The 22032-nt window shown below is 73.0% G+C and carries 16 protein-coding genes; 13 read left to right on the top strand and 3 right to left on the bottom strand.

Going from position 1 to position 22032, the window contains the following annotated elements; translation table 11 throughout:
* The first annotated feature begins 226 nt into the window (after positions 1-226).
* Positions 227-1513 (top strand): transglycosylase family protein, encoded by a 1287-nt coding sequence (locus AB0924_RS25985; RefSeq protein WP_366912659.1) that lies wholly within the window; start codon positions 227-229, stop codon positions 1511-1513.
* Here AB0924_RS25985 and AB0924_RS25980 read toward each other — a convergent pair.
* Entirely contained in the window at positions 1503-2672 is a 1170-nt protein-coding gene (locus AB0924_RS25980) for a DMT family transporter (RefSeq protein ID WP_366912658.1), read from the bottom strand. The genes AB0924_RS25985 and AB0924_RS25980 overlap by 11 nt on opposite strands.
* 231 nt (positions 2673-2903) lie before the next feature.
* Here AB0924_RS25980 and AB0924_RS25975 point away from each other — a divergent pair, with 231 nt between their 5' ends.
* The 7 genes from AB0924_RS25975 to AB0924_RS25945 all read left to right on the top strand — a co-directional run bounded on the left by AB0924_RS25975 (position 2904) and on the right by AB0924_RS25945 (position 12536).
* Positions 2904-3653, top strand: a complete 750-nt coding sequence (locus AB0924_RS25975; protein WP_366912656.1) for a (2Fe-2S)-binding protein — start codon at positions 2904-2906, stop codon at positions 3651-3653.
* Between the two features lie 40 nt (positions 3654-3693).
* The gene (glgA, locus tag AB0924_RS25970; protein WP_358940320.1) at positions 3694-4845 is read left to right on the top strand and encodes a glycogen synthase; all 1152 of its coding nucleotides are present in this window, start codon (positions 3694-3696) and stop codon (positions 4843-4845) included.
* Positions 4846-4895: 50 nt separating this feature from the next.
* Positions 4896-6116, top strand: a complete 1221-nt coding sequence (gene glgC / locus AB0924_RS25965) for a glucose-1-phosphate adenylyltransferase (RefSeq protein WP_358940321.1) — start codon at positions 4896-4898, stop codon at positions 6114-6116.
* A gap of 125 nt (positions 6117-6241) precedes the next feature.
* Positions 6242-8563 (top strand): GH92 family glycosyl hydrolase, encoded by a 2322-nt coding sequence (locus AB0924_RS25960; protein ID WP_366912655.1) that lies wholly within the window; start codon positions 6242-6244, stop codon positions 8561-8563.
* Between the two features lie 156 nt (positions 8564-8719).
* Positions 8720-10063 carry a wax ester/triacylglycerol synthase family O-acyltransferase gene (locus tag AB0924_RS25955; RefSeq protein WP_358940323.1) on the top strand — a complete coding sequence of 448 codons (1344 nt, stop codon included), beginning with the start codon at positions 8720-8722 and terminating at the stop codon, positions 10061-10063.
* A gap of 441 nt (positions 10064-10504) precedes the next feature.
* Positions 10505-11992 (top strand): SDR family NAD(P)-dependent oxidoreductase, encoded by a 1488-nt coding sequence (locus AB0924_RS25950; RefSeq protein WP_366912654.1) that lies wholly within the window; start codon positions 10505-10507, stop codon positions 11990-11992.
* Positions 11993-12362: 370 nt separating this feature from the next.
* Positions 12363-12536, top strand: a complete 174-nt coding sequence (locus tag AB0924_RS25945) for a hypothetical protein (protein ID WP_358937041.1) — start codon at positions 12363-12365, stop codon at positions 12534-12536.
* A 102-nt stretch (positions 12537-12638) separates the two neighbouring features.
* Here the strand turns inward: AB0924_RS25945 and AB0924_RS25940 are convergent, their stop codons facing one another.
* Together AB0924_RS25940 and AB0924_RS25935 are read right to left on the bottom strand one after the other, a co-directional pair.
* Positions 12639-14000, bottom strand: a complete 1362-nt coding sequence (locus AB0924_RS25940) for an amidase (RefSeq protein ID WP_358937039.1) — start codon at positions 13998-14000, stop codon at positions 12639-12641.
* Between the two features lie 232 nt (positions 14001-14232).
* Positions 14233-15309 (bottom strand): LacI family DNA-binding transcriptional regulator, encoded by a 1077-nt coding sequence (locus tag AB0924_RS25935; RefSeq protein WP_358937037.1) that lies wholly within the window; start codon positions 15307-15309, stop codon positions 14233-14235.
* Positions 15310-15547: 238 nt separating this feature from the next.
* On the opposite strand from AB0924_RS25935, the gene AB0924_RS25930 reads away from it, so the two are divergent.
* Genes AB0924_RS25930 through AB0924_RS25910 form a run of 5 tightly spaced genes read left to right on the top strand, consistent with a single transcriptional unit; the run spans position 15548 to position 22025 of the window.
* Positions 15548-16837: an extracellular solute-binding protein gene (locus tag AB0924_RS25930; protein WP_358937035.1), complete on the top strand. Its 1290-nt coding sequence runs from the start codon at positions 15548-15550 to the stop codon at positions 16835-16837.
* A 5-nt stretch (positions 16838-16842) separates the two neighbouring features.
* Entirely contained in the window at positions 16843-17739 is an 897-nt protein-coding gene (locus tag AB0924_RS25925) for a sugar ABC transporter permease (RefSeq protein WP_366912653.1), read from the top strand.
* Positions 17736-18659 carry a carbohydrate ABC transporter permease gene (locus tag AB0924_RS25920; protein ID WP_366912652.1) on the top strand — a complete coding sequence of 308 codons (924 nt, stop codon included), beginning with the start codon at positions 17736-17738 and terminating at the stop codon, positions 18657-18659. The genes AB0924_RS25925 and AB0924_RS25920 overlap by 4 nt, the downstream gene beginning before the upstream one ends.
* Positions 18660-18708: 49 nt before the next feature.
* Complete coding sequence (locus tag AB0924_RS25915) at positions 18709-19965, top strand: glycosyl hydrolase (protein ID WP_366912651.1); 1257 nt, start codon at positions 18709-18711, stop codon at positions 19963-19965.
* Positions 19962-22025 (top strand): endo-beta-N-acetylglucosaminidase, encoded by a 2064-nt coding sequence (locus tag AB0924_RS25910; protein WP_366912650.1) that lies wholly within the window; start codon positions 19962-19964, stop codon positions 22023-22025. Before AB0924_RS25915 ends, AB0924_RS25910 begins: the two co-directional genes overlap by 4 nt.
* The last annotated feature ends 7 nt before the right edge of the window (positions 22026-22032 follow it).

Genomic DNA, 22032 nt, shown 5'->3' with positions numbered 1-22032 from the left:
GACCCTCGCCCATCCTGACGTGCCGCTTCGGCGAGCGCACATCCGACCCGCCACGCTTGTTTACGCACGGAGCACGGCAGTCGGCTCACCGCGGCCGCCGGCGCCGTCAAGAAGGGTCCGTTCCCGGCCACTTGCGACGGGCAGGAGGCCGATTTCCCGTCTTGTCATGGCCTGTTCGCGGCGCTTACTTTTGCCGCTCCTGACGCATGCCGAGGGGAATTCGGACATGGCCGTACGCGGCCGGCATCGCCGGTACCAGCCGAACAGGATCAACCGCGCCTCACTCACCGTCACGGCGGGCGGCGCCGGACTCGCGATCCCGCTGGTCGCCGCGGGTACCGCCGACGCGGCCGACGCGGCCACCTGGAACAAGGTCGCCGCCTGCGAGTCCAGCGGGAACTGGCACATCAACACCGGCAACGGCTACTACGGCGGGCTGCAGTTCACCCAGTCCACGTGGGAGGCCTACGGCGGCGCCCGGTACGCGCCGCGCGCCGACCTCGCCACCCGGGACCAGCAGATCGCCGTCGCCGAACACGTCCTCGACGGCCAGGGGCCCGGCGCCTGGCCGGCGTGCTCGGTACGGGCCGGGCTGAACCGGGGCGGCGCGGCCCCGGACGTCCACACGGACGGTGCCACGAGCCGCCCGGCGAGGACCGGGCCGACACGGGACTCACGGGACACGCGGGACGTCCGGGACGTGAAGCCGCAGACGACACCGCAGTCCCGCGCGGGCCGGGCCGAGATGTACACGGTGGTGCGCGGCGACACCCTGTCCGGCATCGCGGGCGAGCACCACGTCCGGGGCGGCTGGCGGGAGCTCTACGAGGGCAACCGGGCCGTCATCGGCTCCGACCCCGACCTGATCCTGCCGGGCCAGCGGCTCGGCCTGCGCGTCACCGCCGCACCGGCGTCCGACACGCGCGCGCACCCCGACACCACACCCCAGTCCAAGCCCAAGTCCAGGCCCAAGTCGAAGTCCCCGGAGACGAGGGAACCTTCGAGGAAGAGACCCGCGGAGAAGAAGCCCGCCAAGCAGCGGGAACACCCGGGCAGGTCCGGGCACTCGGAGACGAAGACCTCCCGGCATCCGGCGCCGGGCGGCGGACACTCGCTCGTCGCCCCGGTCCACGCCGGCATCGGCACCGGCTACCACGTGGCCGGGTCGCACTGGTCGAAGGGCTACCACACCGGCGTCGACTTCCTGGTGCCGACCGGCACCAGCGTCGAGGCGGCGGGGGCCGGGCAGGTGGTGTCCGCGGGCTGGGGCGGCTCCTACGGCTACCAGGTGGTGATCCGGCACGCGGGCGGCCACTACACCCAGTACGCCCATCTGTCCGCGATCTCCGTACGGGCCGGGCAGAGCGTCGGCACGGGCCAGCGCATCGGCCGGTCCGGGTCCACCGGGAACGTCACGGGCCCGCACCTGCACTTCGAGGTGCGGACCGGACCCGGCTTCGGCTCCGACGTCGACCCGATCGCCTATCTCCGGGCCGGCGGCGTCAGGATCTGACCCGCGAGCGGTAGGCGTTCAGGACGGGCAGCGGGGCGTAGATGTTGGCGCACAGCGGGACGTACGGCCTGTCGTCGAAGACGGGGGCCTCGGGCATCCGTACGTCCGCCAGGGTGGCCGGCGTCAAGTCGCCCTCCGGCAGACCCGCGTGAGCGGAGACCACGTGCGCCGGACCCGCCGGCGACGGGCCGCTCCGCGTCACGCCCGCCGGCGACGGGCCGCTCCGCGTCACGCCCGCCGGCGACGGGCCGCCCCGCGTCACGCCCGCCGGCGACGGGCCGCCCTCGTGCGGACCCGTCTTCGCCGGCCCGGCCCCGGCGGCGGCCGGGGTGTGCTCCAGCCGCTCGGTGGTGAGCAGGATCAGGCCGCCCGCGGCCACCACCGCGCAGCCGAGCGCCAGTACGGTGCCCGTACTGCCGTGGCGGAACGTCTCGCCGAACATCAGGATGCCGACCGCCGCGGCCAGCACCGGATTCACCACGGTGGCCGTGGCCAGCGGCGCGGCGAGGCCGCCGCCCCGGTATGAGGCCTGGGAGAGCAGGACCCCGGCGGTCGCGAACGCGCCGATCACCGCGAGGGAGGGCAGATCGCCGAGGCTGATCCCGTCGCTCCAGTCGACCGCGACGGTCTTGGTGAACACCGACGACATGCCGAACGCCGTGCCGGAGGCGGTGGCGAGCAGCACGCTGCGCACGGCGGGGTGCCGGTGCACCGCCAGGCCCGCGCACGTCAGCGCCACGACCGCCCCGCCGGTGACCAGCGCGACGGCCACCCGCTGGGCCGATTCGAGGGACCGCGCGTCGGCCGAGCCGACCAGGGACAGCAGACCCGCGAGGCCCACCGTGGACATGACCGCGCCCCGCCAGGCGGCCGCCCCGGCCCTGCGGCCGACGAACAGCGCCGCCATGGGCAGGGCGAAGACGATGGTCAGCGCGCCCAGCGGCTGCACCAGGCTGAGCGGGCCGCAGGCCAGCGCCACGACGTGCAGCAGGCCGCCGAGACCGTTCAGCGACAGCGCCGCCCACCAGCCGGCCCGGCGCAGTGGCACGTACGACCCGTCGGGGCACGCCACCGCGACCTGCTCCTGCACGATGGCCCCGCCCGCGTAGGCGACGGCGGAGACGAACGACAGCAGCACGGACAGCGCGAGGGCGCTCATCTTCGGCTCCTTCGCGCGGTGCGGGACCCCTGGGCCCGGCGCGGCGTACGGTCGGCGGTCATGGCGAACACTCTGCCCGCCCGGGCCCGTCCCCGTCGTCGTCCCTGAGCACGCAATGGGTCCTACTGCCGATGGAGTACACCACCGGCCCGATCATCCCCAAGGCGGGTGCGGGCGGGGGCCGGACCCGGGCTCCCGAGCCGCGACCGGGGGCTGGTAGTAGTGCTGTCCGTGGACCTCGACGCCGAACTCGCCGCGCTCCGCCCGCTGGGCGGCTTCTTCGTGCTGCGCACCCGCGCGGACCCGGCCGGGCCGGCACCGGAAGGCCTCGCGACCCTCGCGGAGACGTACGCGACGGTGGCGCCGGAGGCTCAACGCGACGCGCTGGCTCTACGGGTCGCCACCGTCGCCGGCCGGCTGCGCGCCCCTGAGCCGCGGGTTTCCGTCTCCATCAGCCAGCAGGGGCTCGCCGCCCGGCTGTGGTCCGTGGCCCTGGGCTGCGCCGCGCTGTACGGCCGGGTGCCCGCCCTCGACCCGCGGCGCTTGCGCTGGGACCCCACCGCCACAGCCCCCGAGGACCTGTGGCTGACCGAGGTGCGCCCGCTGCCCGGGGACGCCGCCACGCTCGCGGACACCGTGCTGCACGGCCATCTGGAACCCCTAGGGGTGGCCCTGAGAGCCCGTTACGGAATCGCGCCCGGACTGCTGCGGGGCAACGCCGGCTCGGCCCTCGCCGGCGCGGCACGGGAACTGGACCGCTGGGCCCGCGCGGGCGGCCGTACCGACGTGGCGGAGCGGGCCCGCGTCCTCACGGACGAACTCCTCGCCCATCCGCTCCTGCGCGGCACCGGTACCCGCACGGCGACGGCCTTCCGCCGCCGGAGCTGCTGCCTGTACTACCGGGTGCCCGGCGGCGGAGTCTGCGGCGACTGCTGCTTCACCCGGCCGCCGCGCTCTTCCCCGCGCGCCGTATCTGGGTGACCATGAAGTCGACGAACGGACGAGACCAGGGGGCTGTCGGGTGCGAGTGGGACTGCTGACCCGGGAATACCCCCCGGACGTGTACGGCGGCGCGGGCGTCCATGTGGAGTTCCTCGCCCGCGAACTGGCCTCGCTGGTGGACCTCGAGGTGCACTGCTGGGGCGAGGGCCGCGGCGTGGGCGTCGTACGGCACCGCCCCTGGTCCGTGCTCGACGGCTCGAACGACGCGCTGCGCACCTTCTCCGTGGACCTCGCCATCGCCGCCGCCCTCGAGGGCCGCGAACTCGTGCACTCCCACACCTGGTACGCCAATCTCGCCGGGCACCTCGCCAAACTCCAGTATGGTGTCCCGCACGTGGTCACCGCCCACTCGCTGGAGCCCCTGCGCCCGTGGAAGGCCGAGCAACTGGGCGGCGGGTACGCGCTGTCGAGCTGGACCGAGCGCACCGCGATCGAGGCCGCCGACGCGGTGATCGCCGTGTCCGGGGCCATGCGCGAGGACATCCTCGCCTGCTACCCGGCGCTCGACCCGGCCCGGGTGCACGTCGTGCACAACGGCATCGACACCGCCCTGTACCGCCCGGACCACGGCATCGACGCCCTGCTCCGGCACGGCGTCGACCCCACCCGCCCGTACGTCCTGTTCGTCGGCCGGATCACCCGCCAGAAGGGCGTGCCCCATCTGCTGCGCGCGGTACGGGACATCGACCCCGGCACCCAGGTGGTGCTGTGCGCGGGCGCTCCCGACACCCCCGAGATCGACCGGGAGTTCCGCGAGCTGTACGAGGAACTGAGCCGGGTCCGCGCGGGCGTGCTCTGGATCCCGCAGATGCTGCCGCGCCCGGAGGTGATCCAACTCCTCACGCGGGCGGCCGTGTTCGTCTGCCCGTCGGTGTACGAGCCGCTCGGCATCGTCAACCTGGAGGCGATGGCCTGCGGAACGCCGGTCGTGGCCTCCCGGGTCGGCGGCATCCCGGAGGTCGTGGACGACGGCCGCACCGGCCTGCTGGTCGACGTGGACGACGACTTCGAGGCGAACCTCGCCCGGGCACTGGACACCGTGCTCGGCGACCCGGCGGCCGCCGAGCGGATGGGCGAGGCCGGACGGCTGCGCGCGGTGGGCGAGTTCGGCTGGGACACGGTGGCCCGGCGGACCGCCGGTCTCTACGAGGAGATCCTCAAGCAGGCTTAGTCCGGCCCGCTCGGGGCATCCATGTGGAACCAGGGGTGAGGGGAGCCGTCATGCGTCGTGGTGGGCCTTCGGTACTCGGGATCGTGCTGGCGGGCGGGGAGGGCAAACGCCTGATGCCGCTCACCGCCGACCGCGCCAAACCAGCAGTCACCTTCGGCGGCACCTACCGGCTCGTCGACTTCGTCCTGTCCAACCTCGTCAACGCCGACGTGCTGCGCATCTGCGTGCTGACCCAGTACAAGTCGCACTCGCTGGACCGGCACATCACCACCACCTGGCGGATGTCCAGCCTGCTCGGCAACTACGTCACACCGGTCCCGGCCCAGCAGCGACTCGGCCCGCGCTGGTACCTGGGCAGCGCCGACGCGATCCTGCAGTCGCTGAACCTCGTGTACGACGAACAGCCCGAGTACGTGGCCGTGTTCGGCGCCGACCACGTCTACCGGATGGATCCGCGGCAGATGCTCCGCCAGCACATCGAGGGCGGCGCGGGTGTGACCGTGGCCGGCATCCGGGTGCCGCGCTCGGAGTCGTCCTCCTTCGGGGTGATCACACCCGGCTCGGACGGCCGTACCGTGCAGCGCTTCCTGGAGAAGCCGGCCGATCCGCCCGGTCTCGCGGACGACCCCCAGTGCGTGTTCGCCTCCATGGGCAACTACGTCTTCACCACCAAGGCCCTCGTCGAGGCGCTGCAACGGGACGCCGAGGACAGCCAGTCCGTGCACGACATGGGCGGCTCGATCCTGCCCCAGCTCACCGCCCGCGGCGAGGCGCAGCTCTACGACTTCCAGGAGAACCACGTCCCCGGCGAGACGACCCGGGACCAGGGCTACTGGCGGGACGTCGGCACCCTCGACGCCTACTACGAGGCGCACATGGACCTGATAGCCGAGCGCCCCGCCTTCAACCTGTACAACCGCCAGTGGCCCATCTACACCCACTCGGGCCAGCTCTCCCCGGCACGCTTCAACGCGGGCGGCATCGCGAGCGAGTCCATCATCAGCGCCGGCTGCCTGATCCGCGGCCAGGTCACCCGCTCCGTGCTGTCGCCCGGGGTACGCGTCGACCCGGGAGCGGTCGTACAGGGCTCGGTGCTGCACGACAACGTGCGCATCGGCCGGGGCGCGGTGGTGCGCGGTGCCGTCCTCGACAAGAACGTCGAGGTTCCGCCCGGCGCGACGATCGGGGTCAACCCCGAGCGGGACGCCGAGCTGTACACCGTCTCGAAAGGCGGCGTGATCGCCCTGGGCAAGGGGCAGCGGGTGGACTGACCGACGCCCCGTCAGCGCCCCGTCCCCGCGACGCGTTTCGCATCACCCTGCCGGAATGCCCGGGTTCGCCTCGTTCGCCCGCCACGATGCAGGCAACGATGTCGAACCTTCGGAGGTCATCCGACATGAGAGGGACCCGGCGCACACGGCTGTGCCTGGCCGGGGTGATGGCAGCCTCCACGCTGATCGCCACCCCCGCCGCACGCGCCGTCGAGCGGACCGACGGCCACCTCACCGACCTGGTCAACCCCTTCATCGGGAGCCAGAACGAGGGCAACACCTTCCCCGGCGCGGCCGTGCCCTTCGGCATGGTGCAGCTCTCCCCGGACACCGGGCACAACACCGGCTACGACTACACGCAGAGCCGCGTCCGCGGCTTCTCGCTGGTCCATCTGTCCGGCGTCGGCTGCCGGATCGGCGGTGACCTGCCCGTACTGCCCACCACCGGCGACGTCACACAGACGGACTACTCCAAGTACGCCGCGGGGTTCCGGCACGCGGACGAGGAGGCGAGCCCCGGCTACTACCGTGTCGGCCTCGACTCCGGCATCCGCGCCGAGCTCACCGCGACCGCGCGCACCGGGGTGCAGCGCTACACCTTCCCCGCCACCGGCCGGGCCAACGTCCTGCTGAACGCGGCCCAGGCGCTGCACCGGCCGGGCACCAGCAAGGTCGAGATCCTCGACGACCGCACCGTGCGCACGGAGATCACCGGGCACGGATTCTGCCGGGACTCCGGCCCGTACACCGTCCACACCATCACCCGCTTCAGCCGCCCGTTCACCGCGCACGGCACCTGGGACGGACCGAAGGTCACCGACGGCGCGCGCACCGGCCGCGGCGGTGCCTACGTCCGCTTCGACACCACACGGGACCGTACCGTCGAGGCGACCACCGCCCTGTCGTACGTCGACGCCGCCGGAGCCGCCGCCAACCTGCGGGCCGAGGGCGGCCGGTCCTTCGACGCCGTACGGCACGGGGCCCGCGAGCGATGGGAGCGGCGGCTCGCCACGGTCCGCGTCCGGGGCGGCGCGCCCGCGCTGCGCCGCACGTTCTACTCGTCGCTCTACCGCTCGTTCCTCGCGCCGAACGTCGGCAGTGACGTTGACGGCCGCTACCTCGGCTGGGACCGCCGCGTCCACCGGGCGCGGGGCTTCACCTATTACCAGAACTGGTCCCTGTGGGACACCTACCGCACCCAGGCCCAGCTCCTCGCCCTGCTCGCGCCCCGGGAGGCCCGCGACATGGCCCGGTCGGTGGTGCGGGTGGACGAGGACGGCGGCTGGCTGCCCAAGTGGGGCTACGGGCCGGTCGAGACGAACGTCATGAGCGGCGACCCGGTCACCCCGTTCCTGACCACCGCCTACCAGATGGGCCTGCTCAAGGGGTTCGAGGAACGGGCCTACCGGGCGCTCAGGAAGAACGCCGACGGCGTGCCGCCGGCCGGCTATCCGGGCATCGGCCGGGAGGCCAACGCCGAGTACATCGCGCACGGCTTCGCGCCCTATGTCTGGAACCGCCCGCTCGCCAAGATGGGCGACTCCGACTACCACCACGGTGCCTCCGTCACCCTGGAGTACGCCCTCGCCGACGCCGTGCTCGCCCAGATGGCCCGCGGCCTGGGACACCGGGCGGACGCCGACCGCTACGCCGCCCGCGCCCGGAACTACCGGACCGTCTTCGATCCCGCGACCGGCTTCTTCCGCCCCCGCGACGCCTCCGGCGCCTTCACCGGCACGTCCGACCCGGCCCGCGCCCCCGGCTTCCACGAGGGCACATCCTGGCAGTACCAGTGGCTGGTCCCGCACGACCTCCCCGGCGTGGTCGCCCTGATCGGCGGCCGGCGCGCGGCCAACGACCGCCTCGACGCCTTCTTCGCCTACGACCGGCTGCTGGCCGATCCCGCGCGCACCGCCCGCGAGGTGTGGGTGCACGGTGACGCGTACGCCTACTACAACGCCGACAAGTACAACCCGATGAACGAGCCCGACCTCATCGCGCCCTACACGTACCTGTCCACCGGCCAGCCGTGGAAGACCACGGACGTGGTGCACGCGGCGCTGACCCTGTTCACCGACGGACCCACCGGCATGACCGGCAACGACGACCTGGGCACCATGTCCGCCTGGAACGTCCTGACCTCCATCGGGCTCTTCCCGGTCCAGCCCGGCTACGACACCTGGGGCCTGTCCACCCCGGTGTTCGACCGGGTCGACCTCGCCCTGGACCGCCGCTACTGGCCCGGCGGGCGGCTCACCGTGACCGCCCCCGGCACCTCGGCCACCGAGCGCTACATCCAGGGCGTCCGCACGGACGGGACACCGCACGCGCGGACCTATCTGCGCACCGGCGCGCTGCGCTCCCTGCGCACGCTCGCGTTCACGGTCGGCCCGCGCCCGTCGGAGTGGGGTACGGCGCCCTCGGCCGCGCCCCCCGTCCTGAAATGACCTCGGTCGACCTCGGCCGTCTCGTGACTCCCGCCCCTCTCGGCGGGGCGGGACTTAATCCGCCGTTAACTGTCCGTAGCACGATCGTACTTGACCGTAATCGCCCCTCGGGGATTGACTTCTGGTTCACCCCGTCGTCGACGTGCGAGGCAAACCTTGACCTCCGACCCGCTCGCTCCCCTCGATCTGGCCTTCTGGAACATCGAGTCCGAACGGCACCCGATGCACCTCGGCGCGCTCGGCGTGTTCGCCGCGCACTCACCCACCGCGGGCGCGCACGCGGCCGACCTGCTGGCCGCCCGCGCCGCCGCCGTGCCCGGTCTGCGCATGCGCATCCGGGACACCTGGCAGCCGCTCGCGTTCGGCGGCGCCACCCGCGAACCCGCCCCGGACTTCGACCCGCTGGACCACGTACGCCTGCACGCGCCGACCGCCGACTTCCACGCGGTCGCGGGCGGGCTGATGGAACGGCCGCTGGCGCGCGACCGCCCGCCGTGGGAGGCGCATGTGCTGCCCGGTGAGGACGGCGTCTCCTTCGCCGTGCTGTTCAAGTTCCACCACGCCCTCGCCGACGGGCTGCGCGCGCTGAAGCTGGCCGCCGGTGTACTCGACCCGGTCGACCTGCCCGAGCGTGCCCCCCGGGCCGTCGAGCCGCCGCGCGGCCCGCTCTCCGACGTCCTGTCCGACGTGCGCAGACTGCCCGGCTTGATGCCCGGTCTGGTCAGGGGCGCGCTGTCCGACGTGGGCCGGGCCCTGGACATCGGTGCCTCGCTCGCCCGGTCCACCCTCGGCATGCGCCCCTCGTCGGCGCTGACCTCGGCGCCCAGCGGCACCCGCCGCACGGCCGGCGTCGTCCTCGACATCGACGACGTGCACCGGGTCCGCAAGAGCGCCGGCGGCACCGTCAACGACGTGCTCATCGCCGTCGTCGCCGGTGCGCTGCGCCGCTGGCTGGACGCGCGCGGCGAAGAAACCGCGGGAGTGGCGCCGCGCGCCCTCATCCCGGTCTCCCGGCGCCGTCCGCGTACCGCGCACCCACAGGGCAACCGGCTCTCCGGGTACCTGATACGGCTTCCGGTCGACGACCCCGATCCGCTGCGCCGGCTCGACAACGTCCGCACGGCGATGGTCCGCAACAAGGACGCGGGACCCAACCGGGGCGCCGGCGCGGTCGCGCTGCTCGCCGACCACGTACCGGCCCTCGGCCACCGGCTCGCGGGGCCGCTGGTCGGCCAGGCCGCGCGGCTGTGGTTCGACATCCTGGTCACCAGCGTGCCGCTGCCGGGGTTCGGGCTGCGGCTGGGCGGTCACGAGCTGACGGAGGTGTATCCGCTGGCCCCGCTCGCGCCGGGCCAGTCGCTGGCGGTCGCGATCTCGACGTACCGGGGGCACGTGCACTACGGCCTGGTGGCCGATGCCCGGGCCGTTCCCGACCTGGACGTGTTCGCCCGCGCGGTGTCGGAGGAGGTGCGAGACCTGCTCACGGTGTGCGAGGCCTGAGGACCGGCGACCGGCCGGACCCCGCGTCCGGCTTCGCCTCCGGGTTCGCGCCGGCCCGTGCGGCCGAGGCCCGCTCCGCCCCGGCACGGCTCCGCCCCGGCCCGCCTCCGCGGCGGACCGGGGCGGAGCCGTGCCGGGGCCGGCCGCCGGTGGAGCCTTCCGCGCGGGCGGCGGCCGGTGCCCTCGGTGGGTGCCACGGTCGGCCGTAGGGCCGCCGGGCCGGACCGCGGGGCCGGCGAGGGGAGTGGCGTTGTCGCAGCTCACGAGGGTGGGGCGGAGGGCGGGGGCGGGGTCCGGGGGAGCGGTTTGGCCGTTGGGTGTGCCGCTACGTAAAATGCCCCGTTCGAAAGCGGGCGCGAGTCGGAGCGCTGCGCGGGTGATCAGGGAAGCGGCAGCGCGATGACGGTGACAGAGGACGGTTCCGTGTCCATGGAGGCAGCCATGGCCGTCCCCACGGACGCATCCATGGAAGAGGTGGTCCACGGACCCGGTATCGACCCCGAGCGGCTGGCCGTCTGCCTGAGCGTGCTCGATGAGCTCGACCGGCTCGACGTCGACCACCCCGACGCGATCGCGGTGCGCCGGGCCACCTCGCACATCTACCGTACGGTCAAGCAGCGCCGCCGCCAGGAGCGCCGCGCCGCCAAGACCGCGCACGACCGCGCGGTCACCGAGGCCACCGCCACCGGCTCCGCCGAGCGCATCGACGACGAGACCGAGGGCATCCTGCCCTCCTCGAAGACCGACGAGGGCCGGATCGCGGGCATCCTCCAGCGGCCCCGCTCCTGCTACGTCTGCAAGCAGCGGTACGTCGAGGTCGACTACTTCTACCACCAGCTCTGCCAGAAGTGCGCCGACGAGAACCGGGCCAAGCGGGACGCCCGCGCCGACCTCACCGGCAAGCGCGCCCTGCTCACCGGCGGCCGCGCCAAGATCGGCATGTACATCGCGCTCCGGCTGCTGCGGGACGGCGCGCACACGACCGTCACCACCCGCTTCCCCAAGGACGCCATCCGCCGCTTCAAGGCGATGGAGGACTCGGCGGACTGGCTGCACCGGCTGGAGGTCGTCGGCATCGACCTGCGCGACCCCGCGCAGGCCGTGGCCCTGGCCGAGCAGGTCGCCGAGGCGGGCCCGCTCGACATCCTGATCAACAACGCGACGCAGACCGTGCGCCGGCTGCCCTCCGCGTACGCCGCCCTGGTGGACGGCGAGAGCGCGCCGCTGCCCGCCGGTGAACTGCCCTCGCACCACGTCATCGGCGCCTTCAACTCCGGCGCCGTCGACGGCATAGCCGCGCTGCCCGTCGGCACCAGCGGCATGGACGCGCAGAAGGTCGCGGACCTCGCCCTCGTCGCGGGCAACGCCAGCGTCGCCCGGCACCTCGAGGGCACGGCCATCGACGCGGGCGGCCTCGTCCCCGATGTGGTCGACACCAACACCTGGGTGCAGACCATCGAGCAGATCTCCCCGGTGGAGCTGCTGGAGACGCAGCTGTGCAACTACACGGCGCCGTTCATCCTCATCAGCAAGCTGCGCCCGGCCATGGCCGAGGCGGCGCGGCGGGCGGGCCGCGGGCGGGCCTACGTCGTCAACGTCTCCGCGATGGAGGGCGTCTTCAGCCGTGGTTACAAGGGCGCCGGGCACCCGAACACCAACGCCGCGAAGGCGGCCATGAACATGGTGACGCGGACCAGCGCCCAGGAGATGTTCGACACGGACGGCATCCTCATGACCGCCGTCGACACCGGCTGGATCACCGACGAGCGTCCGCACTACGAGAAGCTGCGGCTGGCCGAGGCCGGCTTCCACGCGCCCCTCGACCTGGTCGACGGCGCGGCCCGGGTGTACGACCCGATCGTGCGCGGCGAGGCGGGCGAGGACCTGTACGGCGTCTTCATGAAGGACTACGCGCCCGGCAAGTGGTGAGCCCGCTCGCTCGGCAACCGGAGCACCCACTCGGACTCGAAGGCTCGTTCGCCCGATAGGCCGAGTGGGTGATTCGTTTGGGTCATCGAGCGCTGCGCTTTGTGGCAGTTAGCTGCATATTGAGAGGCATTGGGGGGTCGGGTGACTCCCAAGAGTTACACCTTGTTTGCACTCCCTATCGAGCGGCAGTCCGCTCATTTGGTTAATCTGGAGAGCGCGGACAGTAGTACGGGTCCCACCCACACCCATCGTCCGTACCGGCGCCACCGCGTCCGAACTGGCCTTCCATCCAGACCCGAGCGGGCACGAGTGCCGGAGCGCAGCTGTGCGGTATGCCCCGAGGGTGAGCCCGACACATAAGGAGTGCGCGGTGACACCGGAGAAGACGAATCTCGACGAACGCCCCAAGGAACGCGGCGAGCGCGCCGGCCGGCGGCACGGCGAGCTGGGCAGCCTCGACGTGTGGGCCCGCTCCGCCCCCATCCGCCTCGCGGGCTACGAGGAAGACCTCGCCGAGCCTCACATCCTGCCCAGCGTGGACTGACCGCCGGGCCGTAACCCGCTGGTCACCGCAGGTATGGGCGTGGCAGGCTCACGCCCATGCCGATCCGGGAAGCCGCCCCCCGGCCGCACCCGTACGGCTCGATCAGACCCCGTCCGCCGCGTCAGGCAGCGGTGCCGTCCGGGCCCACGGGCGCAGTGTCTCCAACTCCTCCGCCAGTGCCAGCAGATCCGCCTCCCGGCCCGGCCGCGCCACGAGCTGGACGGCGCAGGGGGCGCCCGAGGGCAGGGTGCCGAAGGGGACCGACATCGCCGGCCAGCCGGTCAGGTTCCACGGCGGGGTGAACGGCGAGTAGGCGGTGTTCGCCAGGATGTTGCGCAGCCAGCCGCGCTCGTGCCAGGGAGCGGCCTCGGGGGAGCGGCGGGCGAGGGACGGGGTCAGCAGCACGTCGTGCTCGGTGAGGAACGGGGTCAGCCGGGCGCGCAGGCGTTCACGCTGGTCCCCGGAGCGGACCGACCGGACGAAGCGGCGGCCCACGGCCGCGTGAACCCGGGTCCGCCGGGCCAGCAGCGCCGGGTCCAGGCCCTCCGCGTCCACCGCCGTACCCGCCGTCCAGTGCCGCAGCGAGGTCACGCCGAGGGAGAGCGGATAGGGCGGCTCCGCGCGCCGGACCCGGTGGCCCGCCCCGGCCAGCGCCCCGGCCGCCTCCCGGACCGCGGCCGCGTACGGCCTGCTCACACTCACCCCGGCGAGCGGGCTGCGCAGGGCCACGGCGATCCTGAGCGGCTTTTGCTCCGCGCGCCTCGGGAACCCGGTGTCCGCGAGGACCGCCAGCATCAGCCGCAGGTCTCCGACCGTGGTGGCCAGCGGGCCGTTCTCCGACATGCCGAACCAGTCGCCGTTGCCGATCCCGGCCGGCACCACCCCGTGCCCCGCCTTCAGCGTGACCAGTCCGCAGTTGGCCGCCGGGATGCGCAGCGACCCCATGCCGTCGTTGCCGAGCGCCAGCGGCACCAGGCCCGCGGCCACCGCCGCCGCGCTGCCGCCGGAGGAGCCGCCCGCCGTGCGGGTCGGGTCCCAGGGGTTGCGGGCGGTGCCGTGGACGCCCTCCGTGGTGCCGAAGACGCACAGCTCGGGCACGTTGGTCAGGCCCACGACCACGGCGCCGGCCGCCCGCAGCCGTGCCACCGTCACATGGTCCTCGGCGGCCGGTTCGTCCGGCGTCGCGGCGGAACCGTTGCGGTGCGACTCGCCGCGGACCGCCAGGTTGTCCTTCACCGCCACCGGCACCCCGGCGAGCGGCAGTCCGGCCAGGTCGGCCCGCGCCCCCACCTCGTCCGCCTCCGCGAGCGCCGCCTCGGCCCGCACGGCGCGGAAGGCCCCGATCCGGCCGTCGAGGCGCTCGATCCGCGCGAGGTGCTCCGCCACCACCTGCCGCGGCGTGACGTCCTTTTCGCGTACGGCCGCGGCGATGTCGGCGGCGGTCCGGCCGGCCCAGCTGGTCACGGGCACTCCCTGGCTACTCGTCGGTATGAATCAAGCGCGCAGGGAGAACTGTGCACGCTCGGACGCGGCACGTCGAGAGGCCGGAAGGGGCCATCGCCCTGGCCGCCGGCAGCGCCGACTCGTGTGGTCGGGGGCGAGCGGGCCGGCCGGGCCGTCCTCGCCGGCGTCCGTCGCCGCCACCGCGCACGAAGCACCAGCGGCCGCCGCCGCCCCCTGATTCCGCCTCGCCGCCTCAAGTCGTCCGTGCGGTCGGCGAGTCGGGGCGGGAGGCGGACGCCGCCCCCGTGCTGCCGCGTCCGGTGAGCCGGGGCACCGGCACCCCCACCGAGCGCGCCGGCTCACCGTCCAGCAGCGCCAGCAGCTCCCGCGCCGCGGTCCGGCCGAACTCGGCGCTGTCGCGGGACAGGGCGGACAGCCGCGGCGTGACCATGCGGCACAGGGCCGAGTCCTCCCACGACACCACCGACACGTCCCGCGGGACACGGAAGCCGAGTTCGGCCGCCGCGGCCAGACCCGCCACGGCCATCACGTCGTTGTCGTAGATCAGCGCGGTCGGGGGAGGCGAGCCGCCGAGGACCCGGCGGGTCACCGCGGCGCCCTCCGTGTCGGAGTAGTCGGTGGTCACCGAGCGGACCCCGGTGAGGCCGCGGCGCTCCGCCTCCGCTCGCAGGGTCGCGATCCGGCGCTGGGTGTGCGCCAGGCCGGGCAGCCCCGCGATGTGCACGATCCGGCGGTGCCCCAGCGCCGCCAGCTCGTCCACCACCGACGCCATCGCGCCGGCGTCGTCCGCCCAGACCGTGGACAGGCCGGAATGCCGGACGTCGGGCGCGCCGCCGATGACCACGGCGGGCAGGCCGAGTTCGTCCAGCAGACCGGGGCGCGGGTCATCGGCCCGCGGGTCGACGACCAGGACGCCGTCCACCCGGTGCTCCGCCCACCAGCGCCGGTACACCGTGCACTCGTCGGCCACGTCCGGGGCCACCTGGAAGAGCAGGCCCAGGTGGCGCTCGGCCAGCACCTCCTGGATGCCGGAGACGAGGTGCAGGAAGAAGGAGTCGACGCCCAGCGTGTCGGCGGGCCGGGCCAGCACGAAACCGACCGTGGCCACCCCCTCGCCGGAGAGGGCGCGGGCCGCCGTGCTGGGACGCCAGCCCAGTTGCTCGGCGACCCGGCGGACCCGGGCGCGGGTGGTCTCCGAGACCCCGGGGCGGCCGTTGAGGGCGAACGAGACCGCGCTCTCGGAGACTCCGGCGCGGCGCGCGATGTCCTTCATCGTCGGCCGGCGCGCGGGTGATCGCTTCTCCGGCAACGCTGTGCCCCTTCCCTCGACGGCCCGGTACCGGCCAACTGCTAATGCGCTTGAGTCCACTTACCCTAAAGCGCATTAGTGATCGGCGGCAATGGGTGACAAGCGCCATTCTGAGCAGGGGTTTTGAGTCACTAATGACTTTAGCGGAGTCGAATCCATTGACGCGTCCCGCAAACGCTGGGCACAGTCTGGCCCGGCACCTTCTGCCACATCCCCCCTGCAAAGGAGCCCAGCCGCCGTGCGCATCTCCCGCAGAACCTTCGCCACCGCCGCCGTAGTCCTGCTCCTGCCGCTGAGCGCATGCGGCTCGGGCGGGGACGAGGGCGGCTCGACCGACGCCTCGGGCAAGGTGGAGGGCGACATCACCTTCCAGACCTGGAACCTGCGCGCCAACTTCAAGCCGTACTTCGAGGGCCTGATCGCGGACTTCGAGAAGCAGCACCCCGGCACCCATGTGAAGTGGATCGACCAGCCCGCCGAGGGCTACGCCGACAAGATCAGCGCCGATGCCGCCGGCGGCACCCTGCCCGACGTCGTCAACGTCTCCCCGGATCTGGTCGCCCCGCTCGCCAAGGCCGGTCTCGCCCTCGACCTCGACAAGTCCGCGGGCACGTACAGGTCCGAGTACCTGCCCGGGGCCTGGGCCGGCCACCAGGTGCCGGGGCTCGACGGAACGTACGCCTTCCCCTGGTACCTGAACACCGGGCCGCTCTTCTACAACAAAGCCCTGTTCGAGAAGGCCGGACTCGACCCCAGCGCACCGCCGAAGACGTACGACGACCTCTTCACCGACGCCCGGCGGATCGCCGAGAAGACCGGCGGCAAGGTCGCCACGCTCGCCAACGTGCCCACCATCGAGGACTTCGGCCGGTACGGCGTGCCGCTGATGAACAAGGAGGGGACCGGCTTCGCCTTCGACGACGCCAAGGGGGTCGAACTCCTCACCGAGTACAAGCGGCTCTACGACGCCAAGGCGCTCGACCCGCAGGCGCTGACCGCCACCCCGGAGTCCTCCGGGAAGAAGTTCCTCACCCAGGCCGTCGCCATGAACCCCGGCAGCGCCCTGGACCTCGGCAACTTCAAGAAGCAGGCGCCCGGCCTCTACAAGAACATCGGGATCACCGACCAGATCACCAGCACCGGGCACGCCAACATGTACGTGATGGGGGTGATGGTCAACTCCCGTACGAAGCACACCCCGGCCGCGGTCGCCTTCGCGCATTTCGTCACCGACGCGCGCAACCAGATGTCCTTCGCCAAGAAGGTCGCCATCTTCCCGAGCACCGCGGGCTCCCTCGACGACCCGTACTTCACCAAGGAGGACGGCACCGACGAGACGCGGGTACGCGTCGCCGCGGCCAAGTCGCTGAAAACGGCCGTCAACTACACGCCGGTGCTGTTCAGCGAGCAGATGAAGACCGCGCTGCGCAACGAGGTCGCCAAGGCGCTGCAGGGCAAGGAGAGCCCCGCGGCGGCTCTCGACAACGCTGTCAAGTCCTGCGACCAGCTTCTGAAGCAGCAGGGCTGAGCAGCATGGCCACGCCTTCCACCACCTCCCGGATACGGCGGCAACTGCCCAGCACCCCCTGGCTGTTCGCCGCCCCCGGGCTGCTGATCGCCGGCGCCTTCGTGCTCTACCCCTTCGTGTCGACCGTCGTGAACTCCTTCACCGACCGCCGCACCCTGATCCCGGGGCGCTTCGTGGGCCTCGCCAACTTCCGCGAGCTCCTCCACGACGACATGTTCTGGACCGGCCTGCGCAACAGCGTCCTGTACATCGCCGGTGTCGTACCCGCGCTGGTGATCCTGCCGCTGCTGCTCGCGCTGCTGGTGCGGCGCGACATCCCCGGCATCACCTTCTTCCGGTCCGCCTTCTACACCCCGGTGGTCGCCTCCATCGTGGTCGTCGGCCTGATCTGGGTGTGGCTGCTGGACGAGCGCGGCCTGGTCAACTCCCTGCTGGAGGCGGTCGGCATCGGGCGGGTCGGCTTCCTCAGCGACCAGTGGCTGCTCCTGCTCAGCGCCATGGCGGTGACGGTGTGGAAGGGCCTCGGCTACTACATGATCATCTATCTGGCGGCGCTCGCCAATGTCCCGCGCGAACTGCACGAGGCCGCCGCCGTGGACGGCGCGGGAGCGGTCCGCCGCTTCTTCGCGGTCACGGTGCCCGCCGTGCGATCCACCATGGTGCTGGTCGCCGCGCTCTCATCGGTCGCCGCGTTCAAGGTGTTCTCCGAGGTGTACCTGATGGCCGGCCCAAGCGGCGGCCCGGCCGGCGAGGACACCACCCTCGTCATGCTCGTCCAGCGCACCGGCACCGGGCTGACCGGACGCGTCGGCTACGCCTCCGCCCTCTCCGTCGTGGTGTTCGCCGTCACCGTCGCGCTGATGCTCCTCGTGCTGCGCGCCGACCGGAGGGAGGAGACATGAGCGTCCTGGAGAAGGCGGCGGGCACGCACCGCACACCCGGCCCGGCCCGCCCGGCCGTCACCCGGGCCCCCCGGGTCACCGACGAACACGGCCGCCGGGTCCGGCCCGCCGAGCTGGTCCTGCGCTACGTGCTGCTGCTCGCCGTCCTCGCCCTCACCATCGGCCCCTTCCTGTGGCAGCTCTCCACGTCCCTCAAGGGCCCCACCGAGGACATCTTCGGCTCACCGCCGCGGTTCCTGCCCCGCCATCCCACCCTGCACAACTACACGCGGGTCGCGCACACCATCCCCGTGTGGGACTACGCCCTCAACTCGCTCAAGGTCGCCGCCGCGAGCGTCGTGACCAACTGCGCGGGTTCGGCACTCGCCGGATACGCCCTGGCCCGCCTGCGCTACCGCGGACGCGAAGCGGCGACCCTGGCCTTCGTGCTGGCGATGCTGGTCCCCGTGGAGGGCATCATCATCGCCCAGTTCACCACCATGCGGGAACTCGGCCTGAACAACACGCTCATCGGCGTCGTGCTGCCCGGTTCCGTCGCGGCGATGAACGTGCTGCTGATGCGCAACGCCTTCCGCAACCTGCCGTACGAGATCGAGGAGGCCGCCTACGTCGACGGCGCCAACGTCTGGCAGCGGTTCCTGCGCGTCGCGCTGCCGGCGGTGAAGGGCACCCTCGCCGTCGTCGCGATCTTCGCCTTCATGGGCGCCTGGGACGACTTCCTGTGGCCGCTCGTGGTGCTCAGCGACCCCGACAGGTTCACTCTGACCATCGGCCTCAACTACCTGCACGGCACCTTCGCGAACGACGAACGGCTGGTCGCCGCCGGCACCGTCATCGCCGTGGCCCCGCTCATCGCCCTCTTCGCCTGCCTGCAGCGGTACTTCTTCCGCGGGGTCGGCGAGGGAGCCGTCAAGGGCTGACCACACCGCCGAAGGCCCGCCGCCTCGTACTCCACCGCAAGGACACCGTATGCCCCCTGCCGTGCGCTTCGGCGTCAACTACACCCCGAGCCAGGGGTGGTTCCACCACTGGCTCGACTTCGACCTGGACGCCGTGCGCGCCGACCTGGACGCGATCGCGGACCTCGGCCTCGACCACGTCCGCGTCTTCCCGCTGTGGCCCTACTTCCAGCCCAACCGCACCCTGATCCGCCCCCGCGCGGTGGCGCAGCTGGTGGCGCTCGCCGACGCCGCCGCCGAACGCGGCCTGGACGTCAACGTGGACGGCTTGCAGGGCCACTTGAGCAGCTTCGACTTCCTGCCCGCCTGGACCCGCACCTGGCACCGGCGCAACCTCTTCACCGACCCGGACGTGGTCGACGGCCAGGCCCGATACCTGCGCACCCTCGCCGCCGCACTGGCCGGCCGGCCCAACTTCATCGGCATGACCATCGGCAACGAGGTCAACCAGTTCGCCGCCGGACCCCACCCCGACCCCGACCGGATCACGGCGCGGGAGGCCGAACGGTGGCTGAGCACGCTGCTCGCCGCCTGCGCCGACGGCGCCCCGGACCGGCTCCATCTGCACGCCTCGTACGACGCCGCCTGGTACCAGGACGACCAGCCCTTCACGCCCGGGCACTCGGCCCGGCTCGGCGCCGTCACCGCCGTCCACTCCTGGGTGTTCAACGGCACCGCGCAGCGCCACGGCCGCACCTCCGTACCCGCCGAGCACCACGCCGCCTACCTGGTCGAGCTGAGCAAGGCCTGGGCGGAGGAGCCGCACCGGCCGGTCTGGCTGCAGGAGGTCGGGGCACCGGCGCCCCTGGTGCCCGCCGAGCACGCCGCCGCCTTCGCCGAGGCCACCGTGGCCGGCGCGCTGGACTGCCCGGACCTGTGGGGCATCACCTGGTGGTGCTCGTACGACGTCTCGCGCGAACTCGCCGACTTCCCCGAACTCGAATACGGACTCGGCCTGTTCACCAACGACCGCAGACCCAAGGACATCGCCCGCGTACTGGCCGCGGCCGCCCGCGGGACCCGCACCCGCCCGGCGGTGCGCACCACGGCCCTCGTCGTACCCGCCGACCCGGGCCGCCGCTCCCGATGCGCCCCCGGCGGGCCCGTCTTCGAGGCCTTCTTCCGGCTCGTCGCCGACGGCGCCCGCCCGACCACCGTCCTCGACACCCGCGCCGACGACAAGGAACACCTCGCCGCGCGCGGCATCACCGAAGTCGTCACTCCCGACCAGGTACTCCCCACCCCACAAGGAGACGCTTGCTCGTGAACCCCACCAGACGCACCGTCCTGATCGCCGGCGCCGCCGCGGCCCTCCTCCCGGCCGCCCCCGCCCCGGCCGCCCCGGGAACCAGGGCCGCCACCGCGCCGTACGCCTCCTACTGGTACCCGGACTCCCTGCCCTCCGGCAGCCCGGGCAGCGGCGTCACCTGGCGCAGCCTGAAGGCCTGGCGTGCCGCCGACGACCCCGACCTCGCCTTCAACGCGGTGTCCGTGCCGCTCGCCGCCCGCTTCACGCCGACCCCGGCCAACACCACCGCCCGCTCCGGCCAGGCCCGCGTCCAGGCCCTGGTCTCCTTCGGGCCCACCTCCGCCAACCCCTCGCAGGGGTCGCCCACCGCCGACTACTACGCCCTCACCCACTGGGCCTACCTGGACGAGCTGGTGTTCTGGGGCGGTTCGGCGGGGGAGGGGCTGATCCTGGCGCCGAACGCGCCGGTCGTGGACGCCGCCCACCGGCACGGCGTACCCGTCCTCGGCAACGTCTTCCTGCCGCCCGCCGCCTACGGCGGGCAGCTCCGCTGGACCCGCGACCTGGTCCAGAAGGACGCCTCGGGGCGTCATCCACTGGCCGCCCAACTCGTCGCGGTGGCGGCCGCGTACGGCTTCGACGGCTGGTTCCTGAACGCCGAGACGGGCGGCGGGGACACCGCCCTCGGGACCGCGACGCTGGACTTCGTGAGCGAGCTGAAGAGGCTCGCGGCGGCGAAGGGCCAGCGGGTGACCTGGTACGACGCGATGACCGTGGACGGGGCGGTCAACTGGCAGGGCGCGCTGAACGACCGGAACCAGGCCTTCTTCCAGGCCGCCGGTGACATGTTCGTCGACTTCCGGTGGAGCGCGGGCTCGTTGTCCGCCTCGGCCACCCGGGCCGGGCGACTGGGCCGTGATCCGTACGAGTTGTGGGCCGGTGTCGACGTCGAGTCCAACGGGTCCGGCTCGTCCGTGAACTGGGACGCGATCGTGCCGGCGACGAAGGCGCACATCACCTCGATCGGCTTCTACCGGCCCGAGTGGACCCGCGACCACCTGCCCGCCGACCGGCGGGCCCCCGAGGACTTCCACGCGGCCGACGACCGCTTCTGGACCGGCCGGTCACTGGACCCCGCGCGACCGGACGGCACCGATCCCTGGCGGGCACCGGCCGTGTCGGTGGCGGACCGGTCGACGGTGACCTCGGTGCCGTTCGCGAGCGTGTTCAACACCGGACACGGGCTGCGCTGGTACGAGGAGGGCGCCGTCACCTCGGACGAGCCGTGGAACCACCTCGGGCTGCAGGACCGGCTGCCGTCGCGGCGGTGGGTGGTGCGGACGGCGGGGCGGCGCCCGGACGTCTCCCTCGACTTCGGCGACGCGTGGCGGGGCGGCAGCAGCGTGCTGGTGGCGGGCGAACTCGACGAACGCGCGGTGCTGGACCTGTACGCGACCCGGCTGCCGGTCACCGCCGGCACGGTTGTCGAGCTGACGCACCGGGCCGACGCTGGAGGTGTGAACGTCGAGCTGGCCGTCGCCACGGCGGAACCGGACGGCCCCGGTACGCCTCCGCCGTACATCTACCTGCCCGTGCGTCCGGTGAAGCCTGTGAACTCGGTCGACCAGGCTCATGGTGTCAACGCGGTCGATGAGGCCGGCACCTGGCAGACCTCGACCGTGCGGCTCACCGGGCTGTCCGGCACGGTCCACGCCCTCGGCGTGCGCCTGACCGCACCCGGCGGTGGCCCCGTGCGCTGGCGGCTCGGCCGCGTCGCCGTGCGCGACACCGCCGAGGCCCCCGCCGCACCCACCGCCCTGCGGATCACCGCCGCCACCGGAGGCGACCTGCGCTTCGCCTGGAACGCCGCGCCCCACGGGGTCCCGGTCCGCCACTACGAACTGCGCCGTCTCCTGCCCGACGGCAGCCGCCGCTTCCTCGGCGGCACCTGCCAGCGCGCCCACTTCGCCACCGGTCTGCGGCCCGAGCAGGGAGAGGCGGCCGCACGATTCGAACTGCGGGCGGTGGGGGAGCTGTACAACGCCTCGGCGCCCGTCACCGTCACCCACACCTGGTAGCCCGCCC

It is taken from the genome of Streptomyces sp. NPDC047869 (genome assembly GCF_040704065.1).
GTDB lineage: Bacteria > Actinomycetota > Actinomycetes > Streptomycetales > Streptomycetaceae > Streptomyces.
This window is presented reverse-complemented; position numbering and strand designations above follow the sequence as displayed.

Coding starts and splice junctions, on each gene's coding strand:
- AB0924_RS25915 (WP_366912651.1), top strand. CDS start 18,709: ATGCCCCCTGCCGTGCGCTTCGGCGTCAACTACACCCCGAGCCAGGGG.
- AB0924_RS25980 (WP_366912658.1), bottom strand. CDS start 2,672: ATGAGCGCCCTCGCGCTGTCCGTGCTGCTGTCGTTCGTCTCCGCCGTC.
- AB0924_RS25950 (WP_366912654.1), top strand. CDS start 10,505: ATGGCCGTCCCCACGGACGCATCCATGGAAGAGGTGGTCCACGGACCC.
- AB0924_RS25985 (WP_366912659.1), top strand. CDS start 227: ATGGCCGTACGCGGCCGGCATCGCCGGTACCAGCCGAACAGGATCAAC.
- AB0924_RS25960 (WP_366912655.1), top strand. CDS start 6,242: ATGAGAGGGACCCGGCGCACACGGCTGTGCCTGGCCGGGGTGATGGCA.
- glgC (WP_358940321.1), top strand. CDS start 4,896: ATGCGTCGTGGTGGGCCTTCGGTACTCGGGATCGTGCTGGCGGGCGGG.
- AB0924_RS25925 (WP_366912653.1), top strand. CDS start 16,843: ATGGCCACGCCTTCCACCACCTCCCGGATACGGCGGCAACTGCCCAGC.
- AB0924_RS25920 (WP_366912652.1), top strand. CDS start 17,736: ATGAGCGTCCTGGAGAAGGCGGCGGGCACGCACCGCACACCCGGCCCG.